The following is a 22,600-nucleotide window of genomic DNA, read 5'->3' as shown; positions in this document are numbered from 1 at the left end:
AGCGAGTGGTGGGCCTGTGCAGCGGGGTGGAGGAGGTGGGGGCGGTGCTGGCCTTCACCTTCTGGGTGGAGGGGGGCGCGCTGACGCTGGTGGGCTACGAGGAGGGGCGTGGCGGCGAGGGGGTGGGGCGTCCAGTGGAGGTGGAGGAGCTGGAGCGGGTGCTGCGCCTCGTCCTCACCCAGTACGCGGGAGGGCGCACGGGGGAGGTGGTGTTGCGGCTGAGGCGTGAGGAGGCGCGTTGGGCGGTGGACTACGACGCCTCACGCACGGACGTCCGGCCTTCTGAGGCCAGGAGACTGCCGGTGCGCATGCCGGGCACTCCGGCTGCAACCTTCCTCACCTTCCACGAGCTGGCCGGCAAGTGGATGCGTGCCGTGCAGGTCCCGGCCGGAGGAGCGGCGCGGGTGGAGCTCGAGGTGCGGCTGGAGGACGGCCGGCTCGCCGGTGGGGAGTTGCGGGAGGTGCGGCGCACGCGCGAGGGGCCAGGAGGGAGCCCCGTTGCGCTGTCACCCGAGGTCGCGGGGCAGTTGGTGCAGGTGCTGCTGCCCTTCACCGAGGGGCTGGGCCCGCGCACGGTGCGTGTGGTGTGGCTGGCCGAGCACCGGCAGGGAGAGGCGCGGGCGCGAGGCCGGGTGCGGTCCGCGAAGGTGGAGCGCCCTCCGCCGCGGCCGGGGCAGAGTTGGTACCTGTCCATGCAGGAGGCCACCCTGCTGCGCTGGCGGGAGGGGGTGGTGGAGGGCACGGCCTGGCTGGCGCAGCGGGGCGTGGAGGAGCTGGCGCTGTGGTTCGCGTTGGGAATCATCGCCAAGGGCCTGGGCTTCTTCGCGACGGAGGGGCTGGAGTGGGTGACGAAGGCGCTGGGGCGCGAGCCCGAGGTGGTGGCCGGGTGGCTGCGCACCGCGCTCAAGCGGCTGACGCCGGAAGAGAAGACAGCCTTCGAGCGACTCTGGGCGAAGGTGCTGCTGGAGGGCGAGCAGGCGCTGAGCCGCGGCGAGCGCAAGACGCTGCGAGGCCTCTTCGTCCGTCTCGAAAGAGTCATCCAGGAGCCGCTCAATAAGGATTTGAAAAACACACTTCGCCAGGAGGCTCGCGTTTATTACGCAAAGCTGTATCCACAGTTCGCCAAAGTCCTGGAGGAGCAGAGCAAGGAGCTTCCCATCCACCATCGGCGGCCACTTCAATACGCGCACCTCTTCCCGGATGAGAACGTCAATGCCGGGGAGAACCTCGTGATGTTGAAAGAGCACGTCCATAAAAGAGTCAATTTTCTATGGGGGAGGTTTCGAACCGCTCGCCCCAACCCGACAACGGATGAAGTGCGCCGAGCAGCTGAAATCATTGATAAGCATTTCGAGCCCTGGTACCACCGCGCCGACGAGCCTCCAGGAATGTCGAGGTCCGTGGACGACGCGAGGGAGGCCGTGTTGCGCGATTTACGGAGCCGATTCCCTGGCCTCGAATAGACAGGAGAGAACGATGGAGGTGCTCATGCCTCTGCCTGGATTGGAGCGGCTGTTTGATGTCTGCTTGCGATTGAATCTCAGTGTGAAGACCTTGCCGCCTGCCCGCGAACCGCTGCGTGCTGGATGCTCCTTGGAGGGGCTGCCCTTCGACCCGGTTCTGGCTGATGTCTATGCGCGCCTGGGTTACGCGGCCTTTGCCACGGAATTGATGGGGATAGGGTGGACCCTCGACCGGTCGGATGAGCAAATCCATGAACTCGAGGAGAACAACAGGTGGTGGCGGGAAAATTGGTGGGAAGATCTGGGGGAGTCCGTGATTGTTTTCGGCGGTGATATCTACACATATGCCACCGTGCCGAGCCTCGCGGATGCATTGGGAAGGCAGCCTGTGATAGAGGTGGATACCTATGAGCCTGATGCTCACGTCATGCCCGTGGCATCGAACGTGGACCGCTTCTTCGACAGTTACTCACGCTATCTGGAGGCGCTGGTCGCGGACCCGCACTACCGCCAGACGGGCGAGAAGGACCTCTTCTTCCCCTGGCACACAACTGAAATCCTCGCGCGGGACGAGCGCCTGGTGGAGTTGATGCGCGCGGGGCGCTTCGACGCGTTGATGAAGAACGCGGATGACTCGACGCGCCGCTGGGCCGCCCGGGTGATGGGCAGGTAGGGCGCGCGGGGCAGGGGAAGTGTGGTACGGGGAGGGCAGGATGAACGCACGCGCCATCGCCATCCAGGTTCTGAGCCGTGTCCGGGCCACGGATGCGTACCTCAATGTCGTCCTCGACACGATGCTCTCGGAGTCGCCGCCGGCCGATCCCCGGGACACGGGCCTCATCACCGAGCTGACCTACGGGGCCACCCGCCGCCAGCTCACGCTGGACTACGCCATCACCCGCTTCGCCGACCGCAAGCTGGACGCGCTCGAGGACAAGGTCCTGGCCGCGCTGCGCGTGGGGGCCTATCAAATCTTCTACACGCGCGTCCCGGCCCGCGCCGCCGTGGCCGAGACCGTCCAGGCCCTCAAGGAGGTGGGGCTGGTGCGCGCGGCGGGCTTCGTCAACGCCATCCTGCGCAAGCTGTCCTCGCTGCCCTCGCCGCCGCTGCCGCCGGAGACGGACGCCATCGAGCACCTCTCGGTCCGCGAGAGCCACCCGAAGTGGATGGTGGAGCGCTGGGTGCGCCAGTTCGGCCGCGAGCGTGCCGAGGCGATCCTCGTGGCCAACAACCAGACGCCCGCGGTGGTCATCCGCGCCAACAGCGCCAAGGTGACGCGCGACGCGCTGCTGGAGCAGCTGCGCGAGACGGGGCTGGAGGCGCGGCCCACGGCGGTGTCTCCCGTGGGCATCGTCCTGCCGCCGGTGGGCCGGGTGGAGGACATCTACGGCTACGCCGAGGGCCTGTGGCAGGTGCAGGACGAGGCCGCGCAGCTGGTGGGCGTGTACGGGGACATCCCGGAGACGGCGCGGGTGCTGGACGCCTGCGCGGCGCCGGGCGGCAAGGCGTGCCACCTGGCCGAGAAGCACGAGGTGGTGGCCACGGACCTCCACGCCAACAAGCTGCGCAAGATCGAATCCGAGGCGAAGCGGCTGGGCCTCACCGCGCGCCTGCGGGCCGAGGCGCACGACGCCTCGCAGCCCTGGCCGGAGGAGTGGGGCGAGTTCCACGCGTTCCTGGTGGACGCGCCGTGCTCGGGCCTGGGGACGCTGCGGCGGCACCCGGAGCTGCGCTACCGGCGCAAGCCGGAGGACATCGGCCGGCTGGCGGTGTTGCAGCGGCGCATCCTGGAGAACTGCCAGGAGGCGGTGCCACCCGGAGGCCTGCTGGTGTACGCGGTGTGCACGATGGATCCGCAGGAGGGGCAGGATCAGGTGGAGATGTTCCTGCGCAGTCACCCCGAGTGGACGGCGGAGCCGCCGGTGCTGCACGAGTCGGTGAAGCTCCCGCTCACCCAGGCGTACCTCCGCACGCTGCCGGGCCCCGAGAGCTGGGACGGCTTCTTCGCCGCGCGTCTGCGCAAGCTGTACTGAGGCCTACGCGGTGGGGATGCCGGGCTCGTAGTTCGGTGGCGGCGGCGGTGGCTCATCCGGCAGCGCCCTCAGCACCGGTATCAGGGCCTTCAGGGCCTCGGTGAGGCTGCCGAACCGTCTGCCCGCCTCCGTGGCCGTGGCCCGCTCCACCCAGTGCTCCCAGCGTCCCCGCCACGCCCCGTCCCGCCGCGTGGCCAGCATGTCCCGCACGATGAGCCCGAAGGAGAAGACATCGGCCGAAGCCGGCACGGGCCCTGTCTCCCCCAGCTCGGGCGCCACGTAGGCCGCGCCCACCTGGGGGGGCTTCAGCCAGCCCGAGGCGTGGGTGCGCCGGAAGACCTCCAACCCCAGGTCCAGGAGGCACAGCCGCACTCCCTTGCCCCCGGGCGCGACGAGCAACCGCGTGGGCCGCAGCCGGCCATGGGAGATGCCCGCGGCCTGGGCGGCGGTGAGCGCCTGCACCAGCTGATCCGCGAGCGCATGCAGGTAGGGAAGATCCAACCCTACCGGATGGAGTCCCCCCAGCATCGAGGGCAGCGACTCGCCATTCCACCAGGGACGCACCATCCACAGCGCCTCGCGGGCCCCGTCGTACCCCACCGCCTCCACGGGCTGGAAGGCGGGGTGGTGCGTCCGCTCCCCCGAGCGCATGAGCTCCTCGAAGCGTTTCAGCTCGGCGGACGCCGGAGGCCGCAGCGTGCGCCACAGCGTGAGCCGCCGGGCGCTCCCTCCCTCGACGGGCTCCACCCGGTACTCCGAGCCGGGATCGTCTCCGAAGGCCGGTCGGACGATGCGCCACTCCCCTCCGAGGATGTCACCTGCGGTCAGCGCGCTCATGAAACAAGAGTGTAGACGGGATGGCCCCCTGTCACGGCAGGGGGGCCCGGGGCCGGACGTCCATCCTCGAACACGAGCCCACTCCCCTGGGTCACCCCATCCCATACGTTCCCTGTTCCAGGATGACCTCGCGCACCCTGGCTTCTCCGCGGGGGAGTGCCCTCGTGCGACGCGTCTTGATTCCAGCCCGGCAAGACGAATACTGCGCCCCGGAACTGGGGACCGGGCGGGAGTCCCCCCGCTCGCCGGGGACGCGATGGAGAAGGGCTCACAGCAGGAGTTGGAGCAACGGTTGGTCCTGTGCAGGCCGGAGGACACCCTTCGCGGCTTCTTCTTCACGGGCGCGTTGGAAGTCGTGCGCGGCCTGAACGACGACGGGGCCCTGCGGCGCTGCATCGACGCGGCCGGAGGCAGCCGCTTCATGGCCTTCTTCAGCTACCCCGTCGGCGCGCTGAACCGGCTGCTCTACACCGCGGCGTGGGCGCTGAGTGAGCGCCACGGCGGCTTCGAGGGAGCCATGTGGCGCCTGGGGCACGAGGTGGCGCCGGAGTACCTGGAGTCCGGAGCGGGGCGGGTGCTGCTGATGCTGGCCGGGGGCGAGCCGAGGCGGATGCTCAACGGGTTCCCCTCGGCGTGGCGCACGTCCGTCCGGCATGGCGAGTGCGCGGTGCAGTGGACCGGGCCGGGCAGCGGCGTCGTCTCCATCAAGGGCAGCACCCTGCCGTGCGACTACCTCGTGGGCGCGGTGCGGGGCCTCTTCGAGGCGGCGAAGATGGCGGAAGTGAAGGCCACCGGACGTCAGGTGAGCCTGAGCGAGACGGAGGTGGAGGTCTCCTGGTAGGCAGGCGGGCGTACACGGGCAGAAGCGGCGCGCGAGCGGTGTTCGGAGCGCGTTCGTGAAGGAGGCACATGCGCCGGTTCGTGGAGCTGACGGAGATGGGTCGAGGCACGGGTCCCCGGGTGTTGTTGCTCCCCGGGTTGGGCGCACGGGGCGTCGGCTTCCGGGCCCTGGCCGAGCGGCTCTCCTCCGTGGCCCGGCCCGTCCTCGTCGAGTACCCCGAAGGCAGCCTCGCCGCCTGTGGGGCAGGGGAGCTGGCGCGTCAGGTGCTCACGGCGGCGGGACGCATGGACGCGGTGGTGGCCAGCTCCTACGGGGGCATGGTGGCCGGGCACCTGGCCGCGGCGGGCGCCGTGCGCGGGGTGGCCTTCCTGGGCTCCTTCACCCGGCCCGAGCACCTGGGCTTGCGCGGCCACCTCATCCCCCTCATGGGGCCCATCGCCGTCCTGGGCCGCCCCGGTCCGATCACCGCCTGCGTGGCCTCGTGGAAGCGCGTCCCGGCCGAGCAGGTGGCCGACGTGGTGCCCACCACGACGCTGGAGCGGATGACCACGCTCCACCGCGCCTTCGCCTGCCGCCGCGAGCCGCCTCCGCCCGAGCTGCGCCCGCTGCCTGTCTCGTGCCTGTGCATCCAGGGGGACCGGGACGTGCTGGTGCCCGCGTCCACCCTGGAGCGGCTCGCGGCCTCGCTGCCTCCGGGGACTCCCCGAATCCTCCTGCGCGGCGCGGGCCACGTGCCCTACTTCACCCACCCCGAGGCGTGCGCGCGGCTGCTGACGCCCTGGCTGCACGCGCTGGCGCCCGCCGCGCAGGCCGAGACCGCCGCCTGAGCAAACAAAAGGCCCCATGCCTCCCACGCGGGGTGGCACGGGGCCGGGGCCGCGTCACCGGGACGGGCTCAGTGCTCGTCGCTCGTGGCCTCGGCCAGCTTGAAGGCCTCGAGCACCGCGGCCGACGCGCGGTCCAGGTACTTGCCCTTGCGGATGAGCAGCCCGATGGGGCGCGACACCGGGCCCTCGGCGAAGGGCTTGGAGACGATCGTCCCCTGCGCCACCTCGGCCGCCACCGTGGCCATGGGGAGGATGGCCACGCCGATGCCCATCTCCACCGCGCGCTTGATGGTCTCGACGTTGTCGATCTCCATCACCGGGTTGAGGTCCAGGTTCTTCTCGCGGAAGAGCCGGTCCAGCGCCTTGCGCGTGGGCGCCTCGCGATCGAAGGCGATGAAGGGCACGCCCGAGAGCGCCGTGAGGCTCACCTTCGCCTTGCTGGCGAACGGATGGTTGGGCGCGCACACCACCGCCAGCTTGTCGTCGCGGAACGGGTGGATGTCCACGCCCGCGCGCGGCTGCGGGTACGCGACGATTCCAATCTCCGCCGCCCCGAGGATGACGTCGTCGTAGACCTGATCATTGCGCCGGTAGTTCAGGCGCATGTTCACCTTGGGGTGCGTCTTGAGGAGCTGCTTCTGCACGTTGCGCAGCTCGTGCAGGCCCACCGAGTAGATGGTGGACACCGTCGTGGTGCCCTGCACCTCGGTGGACTGCTCGCGGATCTCGTTCTCCACCTCGGCGAACCGGGCGAGGATCTCCTTGCACCCTCGGAACAGGCGCTCGCCCGCGGGCGTCGGCGTCACCTGGCGCGCGCTGCGCGACAGGAGCTTCTGCTCGTAGCGATTCTCCAGGGCGCGGATCTGCTGGCTCACCGCGGACTGCGTCACGTGGTTGAGCTGCGCGGCCCTCGAGAAGGAGCCCGTCTCCACCACGTCACAAAACATCTTCAGGGATTCAAGCTGCATAAGAGGGGGCCTCTCCTAACCGAAGCCTAATGTCGAGGCTAGAGCTAATTAGCCGGTCTACGCCACACCGGAAAAAGCGCTTACCCCGCCCGCCCGTCCGGCTGCTTGACGGAAGAGGGACGTGCAGGCGGAGGGGGCTCCACTCGGGGTGAGCCCCTGGGAGGACGAAGGGCCCTCAGCTGGAGGCCGCGCGGGCCCGCGAGCGCAGCAGCACCACCACGGCCGCTCCGAGTGCCAGCAGGCCGGAGCCCATGATGACCTGCAGGCGGCCCATCTCCAGGTCGGCGTCGCGCCGGAAGCCGCACTCCATCTCGGACAGGCCGGTGCAGTCCGCCGGTGACAGGCGCGTCTTGAGTCCCACTCCCAGCAGGAAGAGGCCACCCAGGAGGATGCCGCCGCACAGCCCCAGCAGGGCCGCCCGCGTCAATCCCTCCGCGCTCTTGGGAGCCTGGCTCTCCGGGGCCTTGGTGTCCGTTGCCTCGTGTTGCATGGCGGGGACGCTACCGCCGCATGGGCTCGCGCGCCACATCCCGCGTATGCTCTCGCCCCATGAGAATCCTCTACGGTGTCGTTGGCGAAGGCATGGGGCACGCCACCCGCTCCCGCGTGCTCCTCGAGGAGCTGACCCAGGAGCACGAGGTCCACATCGTCGTCTCGGGACGGGCCAAGGACTACCTGGCCAAACGCTTCGAGAACGTGCACGGCATCTGGGGCCTCACCATCGCCTACGAGGGCAACTCGGTGAAGAAGTGGCAGACGGTGCTGCAGAACCTCTCCGGCGCGGTGAAGGGCTGGCCGCAGAACGTGCGCCAGTACTTCGAGCTCATGGAGGACTTCAAGCCGGACGTCGTGGTGAGCGACTTCGAGAGCTTCAGCTACCTCTTCGGCCGCAACCACCGCCTGCCCGTCATCAGCGTGGACAACATGCAGGTCATCAACCGCGCCAGGCACGACGCCTCGCTGCTCGCCGGTTTCGAGGATGACTTCGAGGCCACCCGCGCCCTGGTGAAGTCCAAGCTGCCCGGGTGCTTCCACTACCTCGTCACCACCTTCTTCTACCCGCCCGTCCGCAAGGAGCGCACCACGCTGCTGCCCTCCATCCTGCGGCCGGAGATCCTCTCCGCGAAGTCCGAGCCCGGTGAGCATCTGCTCGTCTACCAGACGTCCACCACCAACACGCGGCTGCCGGAGATCCTCAAGCAGAGCGGCCTGCCCTGCCACATCTACGGCATGCGCCGCGACATCACCGAGGACGTGCACGACGGCAACCTCGTCTACCGCCCCTTCAGCGAGAAGGGCTTCATCGACGATCTGCGCACCGCCCGCGCCGTCATCGCCGGGGGCGGCTACACGCTCATGAGCGAGGCCGTCTACCTGCACAAGCCCCTGCTTTCGCTGCCCGTGAAGGGCCAGTTCGAGCAGGTGCTCAACGCCCTCTACCTGGAGAAGCTCGGCTACGGCATGTACGCGCCCGAGCTCACCCTCGAGCGCCTGCGCGACTTCCTGCAGCGCGTGCCCGGGTGCCAGGAGGCGCTCAAGGGCTATGAGCAGGAGGGGAACGTGAAGATGATCTCCGCGCTGCGCGAGCAGCTCGCCCGCGCCGCCGAGTACAAGGGCCGCTGGTGGGAGGAGCTCGGCCCGGAGGAGCCCTCCAAGGCGTGAGCTCCGGCCCTGGCCGCCAGGAGAGCAGGCGGCCAGACGGGGAAGCGTTGGCTGGTCATCGGAGTGCCCCGCCGGTGGCCGGGCTGACGGGCGGGTTCCATGTTAGGAGGCGCGTCCCGGCACATGCGGCCGGGCCTGTTCCTCTAGAAGGCGTGCCTTCGCCAGGACCCGCGCATGGTCCCCTCCTTTTGCTCCGAGCCTCCCGATGGACAGCCGCAACACCCAGAAGTTGTTCGAGACCGGCATCCCGAGCTTCGATCTCCTGCTGGGGGGTGGCATTCCCCGGCGCCAGACCCTCATCGTGGCGGGCAACCCCGGCTGCGGAAAGACGATCCTCTGCAGTCAGATCGCCTTCCTCGCCGCCTCGCGCGGGCTGCCGGTGGTGCTCGCCACCGTCACGTCCGAGCCGCACGACAAGCTGGTGGACGCGCTCTCCGGCTTCTCCTTCTTCCGCCGCGAGCTGCTGGGCGAGAAGCTCTTCCTCGTCAGTGCCTATGCCTCGCTGAAGAAGGGCGCCAAGGAGGCGCGCGACACCCTGCTGCACACCGTGCGCGAGCGCGGCGCGAAGATGCTCTTCATCGACGGGCTGCGCTCCATCCGCGACCTGTGGCAGGACGAGGCCCGGCTGCGCGAGTTCCTGTATGAGCTGGGCATCGGGCTGTCCGCCACGGACTGCATCGGGCTCTTCACCACCGAATACCCCATCGAGAAGTTGATGACGCTGCCGGAAGCCACGACGGTGGATGGCATCGTCTCGCTGTGGATGAGCCAGCAGGGAGGGCGCCGCCATCGCCGGGTGGAGGTCGTCAAGCTGCGCGGCCGGCCCCACCTGCTGGGCGAGCACCTCCTCCAGATTGGGACCGAGGGGGTGGAGATCATCCCGCGGCTCGAGGCCCGCGTTCCCTCCGACAAGGACTTCGTCCCGCCGCGCACCCGGGCCGGTTTCGGCCTGCCCGAGTTCGATGGGTTGATGGATGGCGGCCTGCCGTTGCAGAGCACCACCCTGCTGGCGGGCAGCATGGGCATCGGCAAGACGCTGCTCGCCGCGCACTTCGCGGCCGAGGGGGCCCGCCAGGGGGAGAAGACGCTCTTCGTCTCCTTCTTCGAGCCCCCCGCGGCGCTGCTGGCCCGGGCCCAGCGCATCGGTCTGGATGTGCGGGAAGCGCTGGCGAGTGAGCGGATGACGTTGATGCACCTGCCTCCCTCCGAGCTGGAGGCGGACGTCCTGGTCGACCGCCTCCTGGCGGAGGTGGCCCGGTTGGGCGTCCGGAGGCTGGTGATCGACGGGCTGACGGAGCTGGAGCTCGCCATCGCGGACCCGGAGCGGCGGCGGACCTTCCTGGCCGCCTTCAGCGTGCACCTGCGGGCCGCGGGGGTGACGTCCCTGTTCACCAAGGAGGTGTCGAAGATCGCCGGCACCGAGCTGGACTTCAACGACACGCCCATCGCCATCCTCGGAGAGAACCTGCTGCTGCTGCGCTACGTGGAGCTGCGCGGTCACATCCACCGCGTCATGTCCATCCTCAAGATGCGTGACAGCAAGTACGACGGAGATCTCCGCGAGTTCGAGATCACCGACGCGGGGATTCGCGTGCTCAATCCCATGCGCTCGGCCGCGGGTCTGCTGACGGGCCAGGCCCAGCCCATCGGCTCGCGCATCGGTGGGGATGAGGAATGAGCCTCGTCCTCATCGCGGAGGACGAGGAGGCGATGCTCGAGATTTTCGCCCAGGTGGTGGAGGATCTGGGTCACCGGGCCCTGCGGGCGCACAACGGCGAGGAGGCCCTGATGCTGGCCCGGACCGAGCGGCCGGACCTGGTGGTGAGCGATCACATGATGCCCCGGCGCACCGGGGTGGAGCTGCTGCGGTTGCTGCGGGCCGATCCCCGGCTCGGCACGGTCCCCTTCCTGCTGCTGAGCGCCGCGCAACCCAAGGGGTTGGAGGAGGCGGATGCCTTCCTCTCCAAGCCGGTGGACCTCGAGACCTTCGAGGCCGCGGTGCAGCAGGTGCTGCGCTCGCGCCCCGCTGCCCTGCGGCTCCGCGAGGAGGCCATGACCGCGGGAGACCGCGCGGGCCACTCCAGCGACGCCGCGCGCGAGGAGATGCTCAACTGGGTGGCCCATGAGATCAAGACTCCCCTGAGCTCCGCGCGGCTCAATGCCCAGATGCTGCTGCGCAAGCAGGGAGAGCGCGGTGCCGCCGACGAGCGGAGGTGCTCCGAGGCCATCCTCCGCCAGTTGGATCGGATGAGCTCCCTCGTCACCTCCATCCTCGATGCGGCGCGCCTGTCCGAGGGCAAGGTGGCGCTGAATCGTGAGTCCGGCGAGCTCTCCGGCTTCCTCCAGGAGGTGGTCCAGGAATGGCGCGAGCTCCAGCCCCAGGTGGACTTCTCCCTGATGGGGGCGGCGCGGCCCGTGGCGCTGTTCTTCGACGCCGAGCGCGTGCGGTACATCCTCAACAACCTGCTCTCCAATGCGGTGAAGTACGGCGGAGAGCAGCGGCGCGTCGAGGTGACGCTCGCGCTCACGCCCGGCCTGGCGCTCGTCCAGGTACGCGACTGGGGCGTGGGCATCCCCGCCTCGGAGTTGCGCAACATCTTCGACCGCTTCCATCGCGCCGACGGCGCGGGCGGCAACGGGCATGGGCTGGGGTTGTACATCGCCGCGGCGCTCGCGAGGCTCCACGGCGGCTCGCTCACCGCGCAGTCGGAGCTGGGCCACGGCTCCACCTTCAGCCTCCGGCTTCCCCTCCCGAGCTGACGTCCCGGCCGGGTCCAACCCGGGGCCCGCCATACCCTCACCCCGACCCTCTCCCGGGGGGAGAGGGGTGAGTGGGGCAAGGGTAGGGCAGGGGTGGGTGCGGCCTGGGCGGATGCGACTGCTTCAGTGCAGCAGATCCTCGTTGTTCTTCTGCGCCGCCTGCCGCGTCAGCTTCGTCACCCAGGAGCGCGTGAGCGGTGTCTCGCTGTCCCGGCCCCGGTACCGGTCCGTGCTGCTGTCCTGCGGCATCATCCGGTTCACCTGCGCCAGCACCGCCGCCGTCAGGCCCGGCGCCAGTGTTCTCGCCAGTGCCGCCACCTTCGACGGCCAGCCCACCAGCGCCTCCGCGTCGCCCCGGCGGCAGGCCTCGAGGATCTTCCTCGCCGCCCGCTCCGCGTTCATCGACATCCCCGGCAGCGAGTCTCCCAGCACGAACCACGCGTACTCCGCCTCGTGGTCTCCCTTGAAGAACGCGTTGGGCGGGCTGCCCGTGCGCATCAACGCCGGGCACACCGTCGTCACCAGGATGCCGTCCTGCGCCAGCTCCGCCCTCATCCCGTCCGACAGGCCCACCAGCGCGAACTTGCTCGCGCTGTAGGGCACCAGGTGCGGGATGCTCACCTTCCCGCCAATGGACGAGATGTTCACGATGCGCCCCCAGCCCCGCCGCTTCATCTCCGGCAGCACCGCCAGCGATGTGTAGAGCGCCGCCCAGAAGTGCACCTGCATCGCCTCGACGAAGTCCTCCTCCGTCATCGACTCGAGCGGCCCCACCTGGATGCCCCCGGCGTTGTTCACCAGCACGTCCACCGCGCCGAAACGCTCGTGCACCTGGGCCACCATCGCCTCCACCTGCACCCGGTCACTCACGTCGCAGGGGATGGCCAGCACCTCGCCCCCCTGTCCCTCCAACTCGTCGCGCGCCCGGGACAGCTCCACCTCCTCCCGGGCGCAGATGATGACGCGCGCTCCCTCGGCCAGGAACTGACGGGCCATCACCAGTCCCAGTCCCCTCGAGCCGCCCGTCAGCAACACCGTGCGGCCCGAAAAGCTCACCTTCTCCCGCAGCATCGCCCTCAGCCCCATGACCGCCCCCATTCCAGCGGCGGTCAGGGCTCCCAGCGACGACAGACGGGAGGCCTCCTTCTTGTTCCGGCCTGCCATGTCGTTCCTCGCGTGCGGGGGTTCAGGGCGCGAATGCGCCAGAGGTGGCCTCGGGGCCGGTGAGCCGCTCCAACAGCCGCCTCAGCTCGGGGTTCGTCGCCGCCTCTCCCGCCACCCGCAGACGCAGGATGCCGAAGGCGTCGTACACCAGGAACGTGGGCACTTCCTCCACCCCGTACGCCTGCTCCATCGAGCCGTCGTCCACCGCCACCGGGTGACGGAAGCCCATCCGCTTCACGATCGCCTCGATGTCGTTGGTGTCCAGCGCATGGCCCAGATCCTCGCCCTCCATCGGGACGTGGACGCCAATCACCTGCAGCCCCTGGGGGATGAACTCGTCCAGCAGCGTCTTCACCAGCGGCAGCTGCTCCTGGTTCGTCTTGCTCAGCTCCGACCAGAAGTACAGCAGCGTGGGCCGGCCCCGCAGGTCATGCACGTGCACGGGGGCATTGATCCAACCGCCTTCGGGATCCAACAGCGTCAGGGGAACATCCATCGAGGACATGGGCAGGGCCTCCTCAAAGGGTGGAGAGGACGGGATTCAAGCTAGGCATCCGCGCCCCGCGCCCCGGACACCTCACCCCACCCGTCCCCTCCTCACCCGGCACCTCCGGCGCCCGCTTCCCTGTCCGGTTCCCTCTCCATTCCTGACGCGCCGTGTCAGCGAGTTCGGTTTAGACATCAAATATCCAGAAGACTGTATTTGATGGGAATGGAAGGTTTTCAGATTTCGAGAATATGCGAGTAGAGTGCTGTTGCCTGTCAGGCAACCCGCCGGGCGGGTACTCCCTTGGAAGCAAGAGCAGGAGGCGCTCTCTCATGAAGAAGCTGTTGAGCACGGCCATCGTCGCCGCCACCGCCCTGGTGGGCGCGGAGGCATCGGCCACCAACTATTCGCTGTGGATCCACGGCCGGAACGGCGGCAGCACGCTGCGCGGCAACTACGCGGACTTCAGCTACTGGGGCCCGAGCAGCACCGCGGCCGGCGTGAACAAGAAGGCCGTGAACTGGAACGGCACGCAGCGCATCTCGGTGGAGAACTTCCGCATCCGCGACGCGCTGGACTGCTTCTGCACCGGCGCCAACTGGTGCTACATCGCGGCGCACAGCGCGGGCAACCTGCAGATCGGCTACGCGCTGTCCCTGTACGGCGGCTCGGCGCGCTACAAGAAGAACGCCGTCCCCAACTCCACGGGGGTGTGCGGCAACACGGACGGCACCACGCAGGTGGGGTGGAACATCAAGTGGGTGGACGTGGCCTCGGGCGCGGGCGGCGGCAGCGAGCTGGCCAACCTGGGCGACTGGGCCTCGAGCGAGCCGCTCACCAGCGACCTGGTCACCAGCACCGCGCGCGGCATGTACAACCACAACACCACGCGCGCCAAGTGGTTCTACATGTTCGCCGGCGCCAGGGGCACGCTCTACTCGGGCACGCTGCCGGGCCAGGATGACGAGGCCGTGGCCTACCACTCCACCGGCGGTGTCTCCAGCACCGGCGGCTTCTGCAACCCCGGCGACTGGTTCTGCGACGGCACGCTGAACACCGGCACCTCGGCCACCAGCAACGGCGTGGCCAAGTGGAGCTACCACACGGTCTCGCTGCGCGATGACGGCGAGTCCTACGATCACTACGCCGCCGGTAACTGGGCGGGCATCGTCGGGCCCGTGCGCGCCGACATGGCCGCCTACGCCTACTGAGCCGTTTCTGGCAGCATTGGATGTAGCCCATGACTCAGCGCCCTTCTCGTCGTAGCCGGTGGCTTCTCCTGCTCGTTCCTCTCGTGGTGGGAGTGGGAGGGTTGCTGCTCTCCGTGGGGCTCATCCGTCCCGAGCCGGGTGTGGCGGATTCGTCCGCACCCGGTTCCGGGGTTTCGTCTGACAATGTTCCGGCCGGGCCCCCGCCGCGCGGGCCGGCACGGCCCTCGGCGGTCCCCGCGCAGCGGCCCGGCCAGGCCCCCCTGTCGCCTGAGGAGGCCGAGCGCGAGGCGCAGCGCCAGCTGTGGGAGAAGCGTCTGGAGCGGGCCCGCTTCACCCTGGACTCCTACCGCAAGTCCACGCGCTACCCCCACGAGTCGCGGCCCATCGAGGAGCACCCGGACCTGGTGTACCCGCAGTCGCCCGAGCGCAAGCAGCCGTTGAGCAAGGAGCAGCGCGACGTCTCGCTGACGTTGAAGCAGGAGAAGGTCTACGTCGTGGGCGACGAGGTGGTGCGCTTCTTCGTGGGCTGTGAGAACGCGAGCTCCCACCAGCCGCTGCCGTGCGAGGTGCACTCCGCCGTGGCCCGCGAGGCCCCGCATATGGCGCAGGCCGGGAGCGCCGCCGCCCCGGTGCCACTGGACTTCAACGACACCGGCCGCAACGGGGACGAGGTGGCCGGGGACGGCACGTGGACGGGGAGCTTCCAGCCCTCGCGCCAGGGCTTCGCCATGTTCGAGGGCACGCTGCGCGTCGAGTTCCGCGTGCGCGCGGGCAACAACGCCGAGGGCGGGGCCTTCTTCGACATCGTCTTCACCCCCGCGGCGCCCGCCACCTTCACCGGCAAGGTGCGCGAGGTCATCGAGAAGGGCTCGCTGCAGCTCTACGTGGGCCTGCAGGTGCGCAAGCCGGGCCGCTACGTGATGGCGGGCCGCGTGGATGACGAGGCCGGTATTCCGCTGGCTTATCTGGAGTTCAACGAGGAGTTGGAGGCCGGCGCCCGCGAGGTGCGGTTCCAGGTCTTCGGCCTGCTGTTGCACGACAGGAAGCCCGACTTCCCCCTCCGGCTGCGCGACGTGGAGGGCTTCCTCCTCCGGGAGCAGGGAGATCCGGACCGCGAGCTGGTGAAGGCCCTCTACGGTTACGTGCACACCACCCAGCCGTACACGCTGGACCGGTTCTCCGAGGCCGAGTGGGACAGCGAGGAGCGCCAGCGCTACCTGGCGGAGTACGGCAAGGACGTGGCCCAGGCCGAGTCGGCACTGGATGGCCTGTCCGGACGGCCGGCGGACCCCAAGGCCCCGTAGAAGCCGGGCTGCTCGTAGGGGGTTTCCCCGCTCATGCGGGGGCGGCGCACGATTTGCGGTCCCGTGAGGCGGGGCCGCGCAGTGGTTGCGTGCCCGGGGCGTGCCCGGGTGGACAGTGCACTCCGACTCCAGGGCGGCCCGCGCCTTGCTACGGGAGAGGGTGTTCCCGCCCCTTCCCCGGGGGCCCCACATCCCCAAGGACCGAGTGCCCGTATGAGCAGCGTCCAGGCGTTCCCGAATCGCAATCCGCCGCCGAGCAACGTCCGTCCATCCGACAGCCAGATCACCGACCTGCGACTCGTTCCCGTGGAGATCGCTCCGGATACCTTCTGGGTGGGCAAGCGCGAGCCCGGCAACATCTTCTACGCCAACCCTTACCTGCGCCGCTTCCGGGGCACGGACCCGAAGACGGGCCGCCCCAACGAGTTCAACCTGCTCATCGACCCGGGCTCGAGCAGTGACTTCGCCCAGGTGTCCACCAAGGTGACGACGCTCATCGGCGGGTTGGATCGGCTCAGCGCCGTCTTCATCAACCACCAGGATCCGGACGTGGGCTCGTCGGCGAGCATCATCTCGGCGCGCTACGCGCCCAAGGCCGGCATCCTCTGCTCGGAGGACACCTGGCGGCTCATCGTCCACCAGAACCTGCCGCGCGGCCGCTTCATCGCCACGGAGAAGTTCAGCCACGGGCTCAACGTGCCCACCGGCCACCGGCTGTTGCCCGTGCCCTCGCCCTTCTGCCACTTCCGCGGCGCGGTGATGCTGTACGACCCGGAGACGCGGGTGCTCTTCACCGGAGACCTGTTCGGCGGCGTCACGGACGTCAACGCGCAGGGCCTGTGGGCGGATGAGTCGGATTGGAATGGCATCCGCGCCTTCCATCAAATCTACATGCCGGTGAACCTGGCGCTGCAGCGCGTGGTGGCCGTCATCCGCAAGCTGGAGCCGGCGGTGGAGATCATCGCGCCGCAGCACGGACGGCTCATCCGCGGGCCGCGCATCCAGACGTTCCTGGACCGGATGGAGAAGCTGCCGGTGGGCCTGGACATCATGGACGAGGCGCAGGACCGCTCGCACCTGCAGGCGTGGAACGCGGTGGTGGAGCGGGTGATGACGCTGGCGCGCGGCTACCTGGGCCAGTCGGTGGACGAGAAGCTGATGGGCAGCACGGAGCTGGCCGAGACGGCGAAGGTGCAGAACGGCCAGGTGTCCATCCAGCGGCTGGGGCGCTGGACGGTGGAGCACGTGGTGGAGCTGCTGTGCCACGGGGAGCCGCCGGAGATCGCCGGCCCCATCATGATGGAGGCCACCACGGCCGCCGCCGAGTACAACCTGCCCACGCCGCACCTGGACATCGAGGGCACTGGCGTGCCCTCCAACGTGTCGCTGCTCGCGGGCTGAGGCCGCGCGAGGGGAGGGAGAGCTGCCGTGACGGACGAGGAGCACGACAGCGGGGTGGCGTACCTGAATCCCGCGGAGGGGGCGGTGGCTCCGCCTCCCGTTGCACCGCCGCCACCCTCGCGCGATTCGCGGGGGAGCGGGCCGGCGCGCACGCTGCTGCTCGGCAGCAGTGAGCACCCGGTGGACGAGCCATCGCCCCAGGGCCACCCGGTGGTGCGGGGCCTCATTCCGGGGCAGGTGGTGGCCGGGCGCTACCAGGTGGAGCGGTGGTTGGGCTCCGGTGGCAGCGCCATGGTGCACGAGGTGATGGATTTGACCAGCGGCGCGCACCTGGCGCTCAAGGTGTTGGCCGTGCCGGGCGCGGACGCCTCGCAGATCGCCCGCTTCCGCCAGGAAGTGGAGCACGCGCGGGGGTTGGATCATCCGAACATCGTCCGTGTGTACGACGTGGGGGTGGACGGGGACCGGCACTTCCTCACCACGGAGCTGCTGGTGGGGATGGATCTCAAGCGCCGCCTGATGGGCACCCGGCCCACGCTCGCCGAGGCGCTGCGGTGGCTCACCCACGCGGCGGCCGCGCTGGAGCACGCGCATGGGCACGGCGTGCTGCACCGGGATGTGAAGCCGGGCAACCTCTTCCTCACGAAGCCGGGCATCCTCAAGTTGATGGACTTCGGGCTCGCCAAGAGCTCGCACGTGGCCGGTGTGACGGCGCAGGGCGCGGTGCTCGGGACTCCCGAGTACATGGCGCCCGAGCAGATTTCGGGCGCGCATCCGGTGACTCCCGCGACTGATCTGTATTCGTTGGGCGTGGTGGCGTATGAGCTGCTCACCGGGCAGCTACCGTTCCGCCACCCGCAGCCCGTGCCGCTCATGTTCCTGCACGTGCAACAGCAGCCCGTGCCTCCGCGCACGCTCACCCCGAGCCTGCCCGAGCCCTTCGAGCGCGTGGTGCTCAAGCTGATGCAGAAGCACCCCGAGCAGCGCTACCCGAGCGCCGCCGCGCTGCGGAGTGACCTGGCCCGGCTGTGGCCCCTGGCGCTGCCGCCGAAGGCGACGTCGAGATAGGGAAGTGCTGGGTTCCGCATGCTCCCTCTCCCTCTGGGAGAGGGCGGGGGGTGAGGGTCGTCGCCAGGGTGTCCGCGTGAGGGAGACCCTCACCCTGACCCTCTCTTAGGAGGCTGGAGGAAATAACTTTTCCCTTTTAGTAAGGCACGCAACCCTTCGTAAGGGGATGGCTTATGGCTACTTGGGAAGGAGCATGTAGTTCCATTCCCCATGGAAGTCATCGCGCTTGAGGTTCAATGCTGCCAACTCCTCGTCACGCACCTTGATGCCTGTGGGGTAGTCCGCCATGTCGAGACTGGCCTGAATGTGGAGCCCCTTGGGCGCCGTCGTGCTGCCAATCAGATTGACGATGACTTCTCGGCTCTCCAACGGGCGCCCGCGCCAGTTGTGAGTAATGTGGCAGAACATGCGATGTTCGATTTTGTTCCACTTGCTGGTGCCAGGTGGCAGATGGCTGACGGCCATCCGCAAGCCCGTTTCGTCCGCCAGATGCTGCAACTCCACCTTCCACAGTCGGGCACGGGCGCTGTTGCTACCGCCACTGTCGGCGATGATGAGCAACTCCTTGGCCTTCGGGTAGCGTACGATGCCCATCTCCAACCACCACGTCCGAATGGTTGCGAGCGCGAAGGCCGGGGTGTCATGCGTCACCCCAACCCTCACCCAGCCTTCGTTGGCTCCCACATCGTAGACGCCATAGAGCAGGGCTTTGCCAGGCTCCTTGTCCACGAAGTCGTAGGCGCGCACTAGGTGGCTGGCCCTTTGGAGCCCACTCTCGCCCAGCATTCTTGAAGTCCCCCACCAGTTCCTTCTTCTTGGCGTCCACGGAGATGACCGGAGAGCCTCGCCCCTGGAACTCCTTCACCCGGGCGTTCACGTACTCGAACTGCGCATTGCGGTCCGGGTGTTGGGTCCCCTCATGGGTCTTACGATTGCTCTGCAGGCTATAACCCTGCCGGTGGAGAATCTCGCCCACCGTATGGGCGCTGATGCCATGGCCCTGGTTGTGCAACTCTTCTGCGAGTTTCAGAGTGCTCTTGCACGTCCAACGCAACGGAGAGGTGGGATCGCCGCGGGTCACTGGGTCAACCAATGCTTCGAGGTCTGCCAGCAACGTCGCATCCCTTGCGGTTGCCTTCTTTCGGCCTCCACCGGGTCGCCGTGCGCGGTGCACCTCGAGTGGAATGCCTTGCTTCAATTCCCTCATTCCCCGTCGAATCGTCGGCAGCGACAGTCCCGTAGCTTGGGCGACCAGTTGGGCTCCTTTGGACCCCATCGCGATGGCCTCTGCTGCCGCCCACCGTCGACGGACCGCCTCATTCATGCCAGAGCGCAGTGCTTGGTACTTGCTCTGGATGACTCTTCGCAATGCGTCCTCGTCCATCTGCCTTCCCCGCTGCTGCCGATTTCATTCATTGGAGCAACAACTGAAAGGGAAAAGTTATTTCCTCCAGCCTCCAAGAGGACGAGAAGAAGGGCAGACCGGGGAGGTAAGAAGTTCCGCATAGCGCGGCACAACCTACCAGAAAGGGTGCATCTACCCAGAAAGGGTGCATCATGACGGCCAGCCCGTCACGCCCTGTCGCCGGCTGGCATTTCATGATTAACTGGCTAGCCTTTGAGACATGGAAAACCTGAACTGTACCCCGCGCCTTTGGGTCGCCGTGCTGGTGGGTGGGCTCGTTTCGGGCTGTGCAGCGGCCATTGCATGCCGACCGGGAGAGTCCACGGTTGACTGCTGCATCAAGAAGTACCCGTTGACCGCGCTGGAAAGTTGTACCGCCAGCCGCTCGGACGTGCTCCGGGTCCTACGGGACATTTCGCTGAGAATCGACGACGAGGAATTCGAGAACAACGAAGATCTTCCAGAGTGGAAGCAGGAGTGCATCAAGAACTTCGTTCGTTGCTCAGACGAAGGTTGGAAGGCACCCTGTTATGACTGCATTCGCCGCTGTGAGGGCCAGCACGAATGGCCAGAAGCTATGTGCCCTGATCCTCTTAAGCGTAAGAAGTAGGAGCGGAGATGTCCGACAGCCAGATTGATTGGGACCCCATTCGGGCGCTGGCAAAACGGGTCCTGGATCAGGGCGAGCCCCTAGAGCTCACCGAGGAAACGCGCGCCCTTTTGCTGCGAAGTGTCCGCGAGGTGGCTATTAGTGACGAGGATGCAGAGAGCGCCCTCCGTAGCCCGTCCACCGCTACGACTCTGCTACAGGAAGTCCGGCGGCGCATCCATGACGGGTCATGGCGGCTGACTCGTGCGCGAAACCGGGCCTACGACCTACGGGATGCGGGCGATCTCGATGCGGCACGGCAAATCATGCGTGACGTGCTCGCCGTGGAGGTCGTCCCCTTCTATCGGGAGCAAGTTGAAATTGCCCTTGAGAAGTTGTCCGGGCTGGCGGATGTGCGCGCAACCGGGCAGCTCAATCCGGACCTACACGACCGGCCGCAACTCGCCGCCCTCTCACAGCGAGTTCAGCAGGGTCACGCCCTGGAACTCACCGATGACTTGCGCGACCTTCTGCGCCGGATGGCCCCCACGGCAGCCGTCAGCGACGCCGAGACGGAAGAAGCCCTCAAGAGCCCCGAAGGCGCCGAAGCCCTCATGGGGATGATTCTTTCTCGCTTGCGGGACGGCCAACGTCGATTCCTGCGCTCGATGTACCGGATGACGAGCCTCCGGGACGCGGGCGATCTTGAAGGGGCCCGCCAGCAGATGCGTGACGTGCTCGCCGTGGAGATCGTGCCGCAATACCGCCGGATGGCCGAGGAGCAGCTAAGGGGCCTCGACAGTCCGCCCCCGGAGTCGTGACCGCTTGTTACCGCGCACGCTTGTTGATGGAGATTTGGACCGGCTGGTTGATGGGCATCAGCGAGGACGCACGGGCGCGCATCACACTCGTTGATGGAGCCCTCGCCGTAAGCCTCCGCTCCAGCCCAGGTAGTGCAGGTGCACGAGGAGCCGCAGAGTGGGCGGCGCGATGACGACGAACACAGCGACGACGAAAGCGGAGCCAGCGTGGTTGGAAGCAGCGCGACGGCCCCGGTGGACACCGGAGATAGCAGCGCAGGTGGTGCGAGCCTGGGAGGAGGAAGGAGGCACGCAGTCGGCCTTCATGCGCAAGCACGGGTTGCCACGCGAGAGGCTGCGCTTCTGGACGAGGAGGCGAGAAGGGACGGAGGGGGCGCGCAAGGCCATGTCCTTCGTGGCGGTGGATGTGGCGCCCGCCGCGAGGCAAGAGTCAGGGCGGGAGAAGGGGGAGCAGGTGCAGGTGGAGGTGGGCGGGGTACGGATGCGAGTGGAGGCGGGGGCCAGCCAGGAGCTGGTGGCGCGGGTGCTGCGAGCGGTGAAGGAGGTGCAGGGGTGCTGAAGCTACCGGAGGGAGTGAGAATCTGGGTGGCGACGCAGCCGTGCGACATGCGCAAGCAGGCCGACGGGTTGAGCGCGCTGGTGCAGGGCGGCCTTGGGCAGCAGCCGAAGTCGGGCCACCTGTTCGTCTTCTTCTCCAAGAGGAGGGAGTTGGTGCGCATTCTCTTCTGGGACGCCAACGGGTACTGCACCGTGAGCAAGAGACTGGAGGCGGGGCGCTTCCGGGTGCCGGCGCCCGAGGAAGGCCAGGCCGCGGTGCACCTGGACGTACGGCAGCTCTCGGAGTTGCTGTCGCTGGTGGAGGCGAGCAGCGCGGTACGGCGACGCGAGGTGCACTGAGTCGGCGCTTGCGCGCCCGGCATGACTTCGGGCATAGGCAAGGCGCGCATGACTTCCGCCGTCACCATCGAAGAAGAGAAGGGTCAGGAGGAAGAAGCCCAGCCGCCCGCCTTCGCGGGGGAAGACATGGAGGCGGTGCGCGCCTACATGCTGCAACTGCTGACGGAGGGCCACGGCGAGCAGGCCATTGAGATGTTGTTGGGCTTGTTGGGTCAGCTGCGCGAGGCGCACGCCTCCACGCTGGTGCGACTCAAGCAGGCGTTGCGGCAGTTGTACGGGCGGCGCAGTGAGAAGACTCCCGCCAGCCGGCTCCAACTGCTGCTGTCATTATTCACCCAGCAGCAGCCGGCCGTGCCCGCCACCGCCGGCGGCCTCCAGGCAGCCGCCCCGGCGGCCGTGCCCGCCCAAGCGCCGAAGAAGACACCCAAGCGCCCGCCCGTGAGCGGAGCCCAGGCGCTGCCCGCGCACCTGGAGAGGCGCGAGGTGCTGGTGCAGCCAACGGCCGAGGAGTGCCTGTGCCCGGGGTGCGGCCAACAGCGCACGCCCATGGGCGAGGAGGTAAGCCAACGGCTGGAGTTGGAGCCGGCGCGCTTCTACGTGCGGGTGGAGAAGCGTCCCAAGCTGGCGTGCCCGCGCTGCAAGGAGGGGGTGGTTGCCGCGCCCGCGGGTGAGACGCCACTACCCGGGGCGCTGCCCGGCCCGGGGCTGCTGGCGCAGCTTTTGGTGGGCAAGTACCGCGACGGGCTGCCCCTGCACCGCCAGCAGGCCATTTTCGACAAGCGCCACGGGGTGAGGCTGCCCGCCTCCACCCTGGGCGACTGGGTGGCGGGGGCCAGTGACTTGCTGGCCCCCGTGGTGGCGC

Annotated in this window: 22 protein-coding genes; 16 read left to right on the top strand and 6 right to left on the bottom strand. The window is 68.4% G+C overall.

What is annotated here, in order from left to right; translation table 11 throughout:
* The 3 genes from VFZ09_RS29310 to rsmB all read left to right on the top strand — a co-directional run.
* Window positions 1–1,463, top strand: a 1,463-nt coding sequence (locus tag VFZ09_RS29310; RefSeq protein ID WP_329730997.1) for a hypothetical protein, incomplete at its 5' end; no start/stop codon positions are given.
* A gap of 13 nt (window positions 1,464–1,476) precedes the next feature.
* Entirely contained in the window at window positions 1,477–2,136 is a 660-nt protein-coding gene (locus VFZ09_RS29305) for a hypothetical protein (protein WP_329730996.1), read from the top strand.
* A gap of 40 nt (window positions 2,137–2,176) precedes the next feature.
* Window positions 2,177–3,496 (top strand): 16S rRNA (cytosine(967)-C(5))-methyltransferase RsmB, encoded by a 1,320-nt coding sequence (gene rsmB, locus VFZ09_RS29300; protein ID WP_329730995.1) that lies wholly within the window; start codon window positions 2,177–2,179, stop codon window positions 3,494–3,496.
* Window positions 3,497–3,499: 3 nt separating this feature from the next.
* On the opposite strand, the gene VFZ09_RS29295 is transcribed toward rsmB, so the two are convergent.
* Complete coding sequence (locus VFZ09_RS29295; protein ID WP_329730994.1) at window positions 3,500–4,333, bottom strand: hypothetical protein; 834 nt, start codon at window positions 4,331–4,333, stop codon at window positions 3,500–3,502.
* Between the two features lie 256 nt (window positions 4,334–4,589).
* Between VFZ09_RS29295 and VFZ09_RS29290 the strand changes: the two genes are divergently transcribed.
* Both VFZ09_RS29290 and VFZ09_RS29285 read left to right on the top strand, forming a co-directional pair.
* Complete coding sequence (locus VFZ09_RS29290) at window positions 4,590–5,174, top strand: TIGR02265 family protein (RefSeq protein WP_329730993.1); 585 nt, start codon at window positions 4,590–4,592, stop codon at window positions 5,172–5,174.
* Between the two features lie 68 nt (window positions 5,175–5,242).
* Entirely contained in the window at window positions 5,243–6,001 is a 759-nt protein-coding gene (locus VFZ09_RS29285) for an alpha/beta hydrolase (protein ID WP_329730992.1), read from the top strand.
* Between the two features lie 68 nt (window positions 6,002–6,069).
* On the opposite strand, the gene VFZ09_RS29280 is transcribed toward VFZ09_RS29285, so the two are convergent.
* On the bottom strand, window positions 6,070–6,969 hold the full coding sequence (locus tag VFZ09_RS29280) for a LysR family transcriptional regulator (RefSeq protein ID WP_329730991.1): 900 nt from the start codon (window positions 6,967–6,969) through the stop codon (window positions 6,070–6,072).
* A 175-nt stretch (window positions 6,970–7,144) separates the two neighbouring features.
* On the bottom strand, window positions 7,145–7,459 hold the full coding sequence (locus tag VFZ09_RS29275) for a hypothetical protein (RefSeq protein WP_329730990.1): 315 nt from the start codon (window positions 7,457–7,459) through the stop codon (window positions 7,145–7,147).
* Between the two features lie 59 nt (window positions 7,460–7,518).
* On the opposite strand from VFZ09_RS29275, the gene VFZ09_RS29270 reads away from it, so the two are divergent.
* From VFZ09_RS29270 to VFZ09_RS29260, 3 genes are all read left to right on the top strand, one after another.
* Entirely contained in the window at window positions 7,519–8,631 is a 1,113-nt protein-coding gene (locus tag VFZ09_RS29270; protein WP_329730989.1) for an MJ1255/VC2487 family glycosyltransferase, read from the top strand.
* A 205-nt stretch (window positions 8,632–8,836) separates the two neighbouring features.
* A complete protein-coding gene (locus tag VFZ09_RS29265) occupies window positions 8,837–10,309 on the top strand; it encodes an ATPase domain-containing protein (RefSeq protein ID WP_329730988.1) in 1,473 nt (490 codons plus the stop codon).
* Window positions 10,306–11,391: a HAMP domain-containing sensor histidine kinase gene (locus tag VFZ09_RS29260; RefSeq protein WP_329730987.1), complete on the top strand. Its 1,086-nt coding sequence runs from the start codon at window positions 10,306–10,308 to the stop codon at window positions 11,389–11,391. Before VFZ09_RS29265 ends, VFZ09_RS29260 begins: the two co-directional genes overlap by 4 nt.
* 123 nt (window positions 11,392–11,514) lie before the next feature.
* On the opposite strand, the gene VFZ09_RS29255 is transcribed toward VFZ09_RS29260, so the two are convergent.
* Together VFZ09_RS29255 and VFZ09_RS29250 are read right to left on the bottom strand one after the other, a co-directional pair.
* Window positions 11,515–12,555 carry an SDR family oxidoreductase gene (locus VFZ09_RS29255; protein WP_329730986.1) on the bottom strand — a complete coding sequence of 347 codons (1,041 nt, stop codon included), beginning with the start codon at window positions 12,553–12,555 and terminating at the stop codon, window positions 11,515–11,517.
* Window positions 12,556–12,577: 22 nt separating this feature from the next.
* A complete protein-coding gene (locus tag VFZ09_RS29250; RefSeq protein ID WP_329730985.1) occupies window positions 12,578–13,060 on the bottom strand; it encodes a TlpA family protein disulfide reductase in 483 nt (160 codons plus the stop codon).
* Between the two features lie 314 nt (window positions 13,061–13,374).
* Here VFZ09_RS29250 and VFZ09_RS29245 point away from each other — a divergent pair, with 314 nt between their 5' ends.
* From VFZ09_RS29245 to VFZ09_RS29230, 4 genes are all read left to right on the top strand, one after another.
* Window positions 13,375–14,253 carry a hypothetical protein gene (locus VFZ09_RS29245; protein WP_329730984.1) on the top strand — a complete coding sequence of 293 codons (879 nt, stop codon included), beginning with the start codon at window positions 13,375–13,377 and terminating at the stop codon, window positions 14,251–14,253.
* 29 nt (window positions 14,254–14,282) lie between these two features.
* A complete protein-coding gene (locus VFZ09_RS29240) occupies window positions 14,283–15,557 on the top strand; it encodes a choice-of-anchor X domain-containing protein (protein WP_329730983.1) in 1,275 nt (424 codons plus the stop codon).
* Between the two features lie 213 nt (window positions 15,558–15,770).
* Window positions 15,771–16,958: a hypothetical protein gene (locus tag VFZ09_RS29235; protein ID WP_329730982.1), complete on the top strand. Its 1,188-nt coding sequence runs from the start codon at window positions 15,771–15,773 to the stop codon at window positions 16,956–16,958.
* 27 nt (window positions 16,959–16,985) lie between these two features.
* The gene (locus tag VFZ09_RS29230) at window positions 16,986–18,026 is read left to right on the top strand and encodes a serine/threonine-protein kinase (protein WP_329730981.1); all 1,041 of its coding nucleotides are present in this window, start codon (window positions 16,986–16,988) and stop codon (window positions 18,024–18,026) included.
* A 177-nt stretch (window positions 18,027–18,203) separates the two neighbouring features.
* Here the strand turns inward: VFZ09_RS29230 and VFZ09_RS29225 are convergent.
* A protein-coding gene (locus tag VFZ09_RS29225; RefSeq protein ID WP_414640759.1) for an ISAzo13 family transposase occupies window positions 18,204–19,410 on the bottom strand; the annotation gives its coding sequence in 2 pieces (ribosomal slippage) (window positions 18,204–18,777 and window positions 18,776–19,410; 1,209 coding nt in all).
* Window positions 19,411–20,049: 639 nt separating this feature from the next.
* On the opposite strand from VFZ09_RS29225, the gene VFZ09_RS29220 reads away from it, so the two are divergent.
* From VFZ09_RS29220 to VFZ09_RS29205, 4 genes are all read left to right on the top strand, one after another.
* A complete protein-coding gene (locus VFZ09_RS29220; protein WP_329730980.1) occupies window positions 20,050–20,841 on the top strand; it encodes a DUSAM domain-containing protein in 792 nt (263 codons plus the stop codon).
* Between the two features lie 169 nt (window positions 20,842–21,010).
* Entirely contained in the window at window positions 21,011–21,400 is a 390-nt protein-coding gene (tnpA, locus tag VFZ09_RS29215; RefSeq protein WP_329730979.1) for an IS66 family insertion sequence element accessory protein TnpA, read from the top strand.
* Window positions 21,394–21,738, top strand: coding sequence for an IS66 family insertion sequence element accessory protein TnpB (tnpB, locus tag VFZ09_RS29210; RefSeq protein ID WP_329730978.1), 345 nt, complete (start codon window positions 21,394–21,396; stop codon window positions 21,736–21,738). The genes tnpA and tnpB overlap by 7 nt, the downstream gene beginning before the upstream one ends.
* Window positions 21,739–21,786: 48 nt before the next feature.
* Window positions 21,787–22,600, top strand: an 814-nt coding sequence (locus VFZ09_RS29205; protein ID WP_329730977.1) for an IS66 family transposase zinc-finger binding domain-containing protein, incomplete at its 3' end; no start/stop codon positions are given.

The organism is Archangium sp., from assembly GCF_036277355.1.
Classification (GTDB): domain Bacteria; phylum Myxococcota; class Myxococcia; order Myxococcales; family Myxococcaceae; genus Archangium.
Note: the sequence above shows the minus strand (reverse complement) of the source record. Positions and strands in the feature narration are given on the sequence as shown.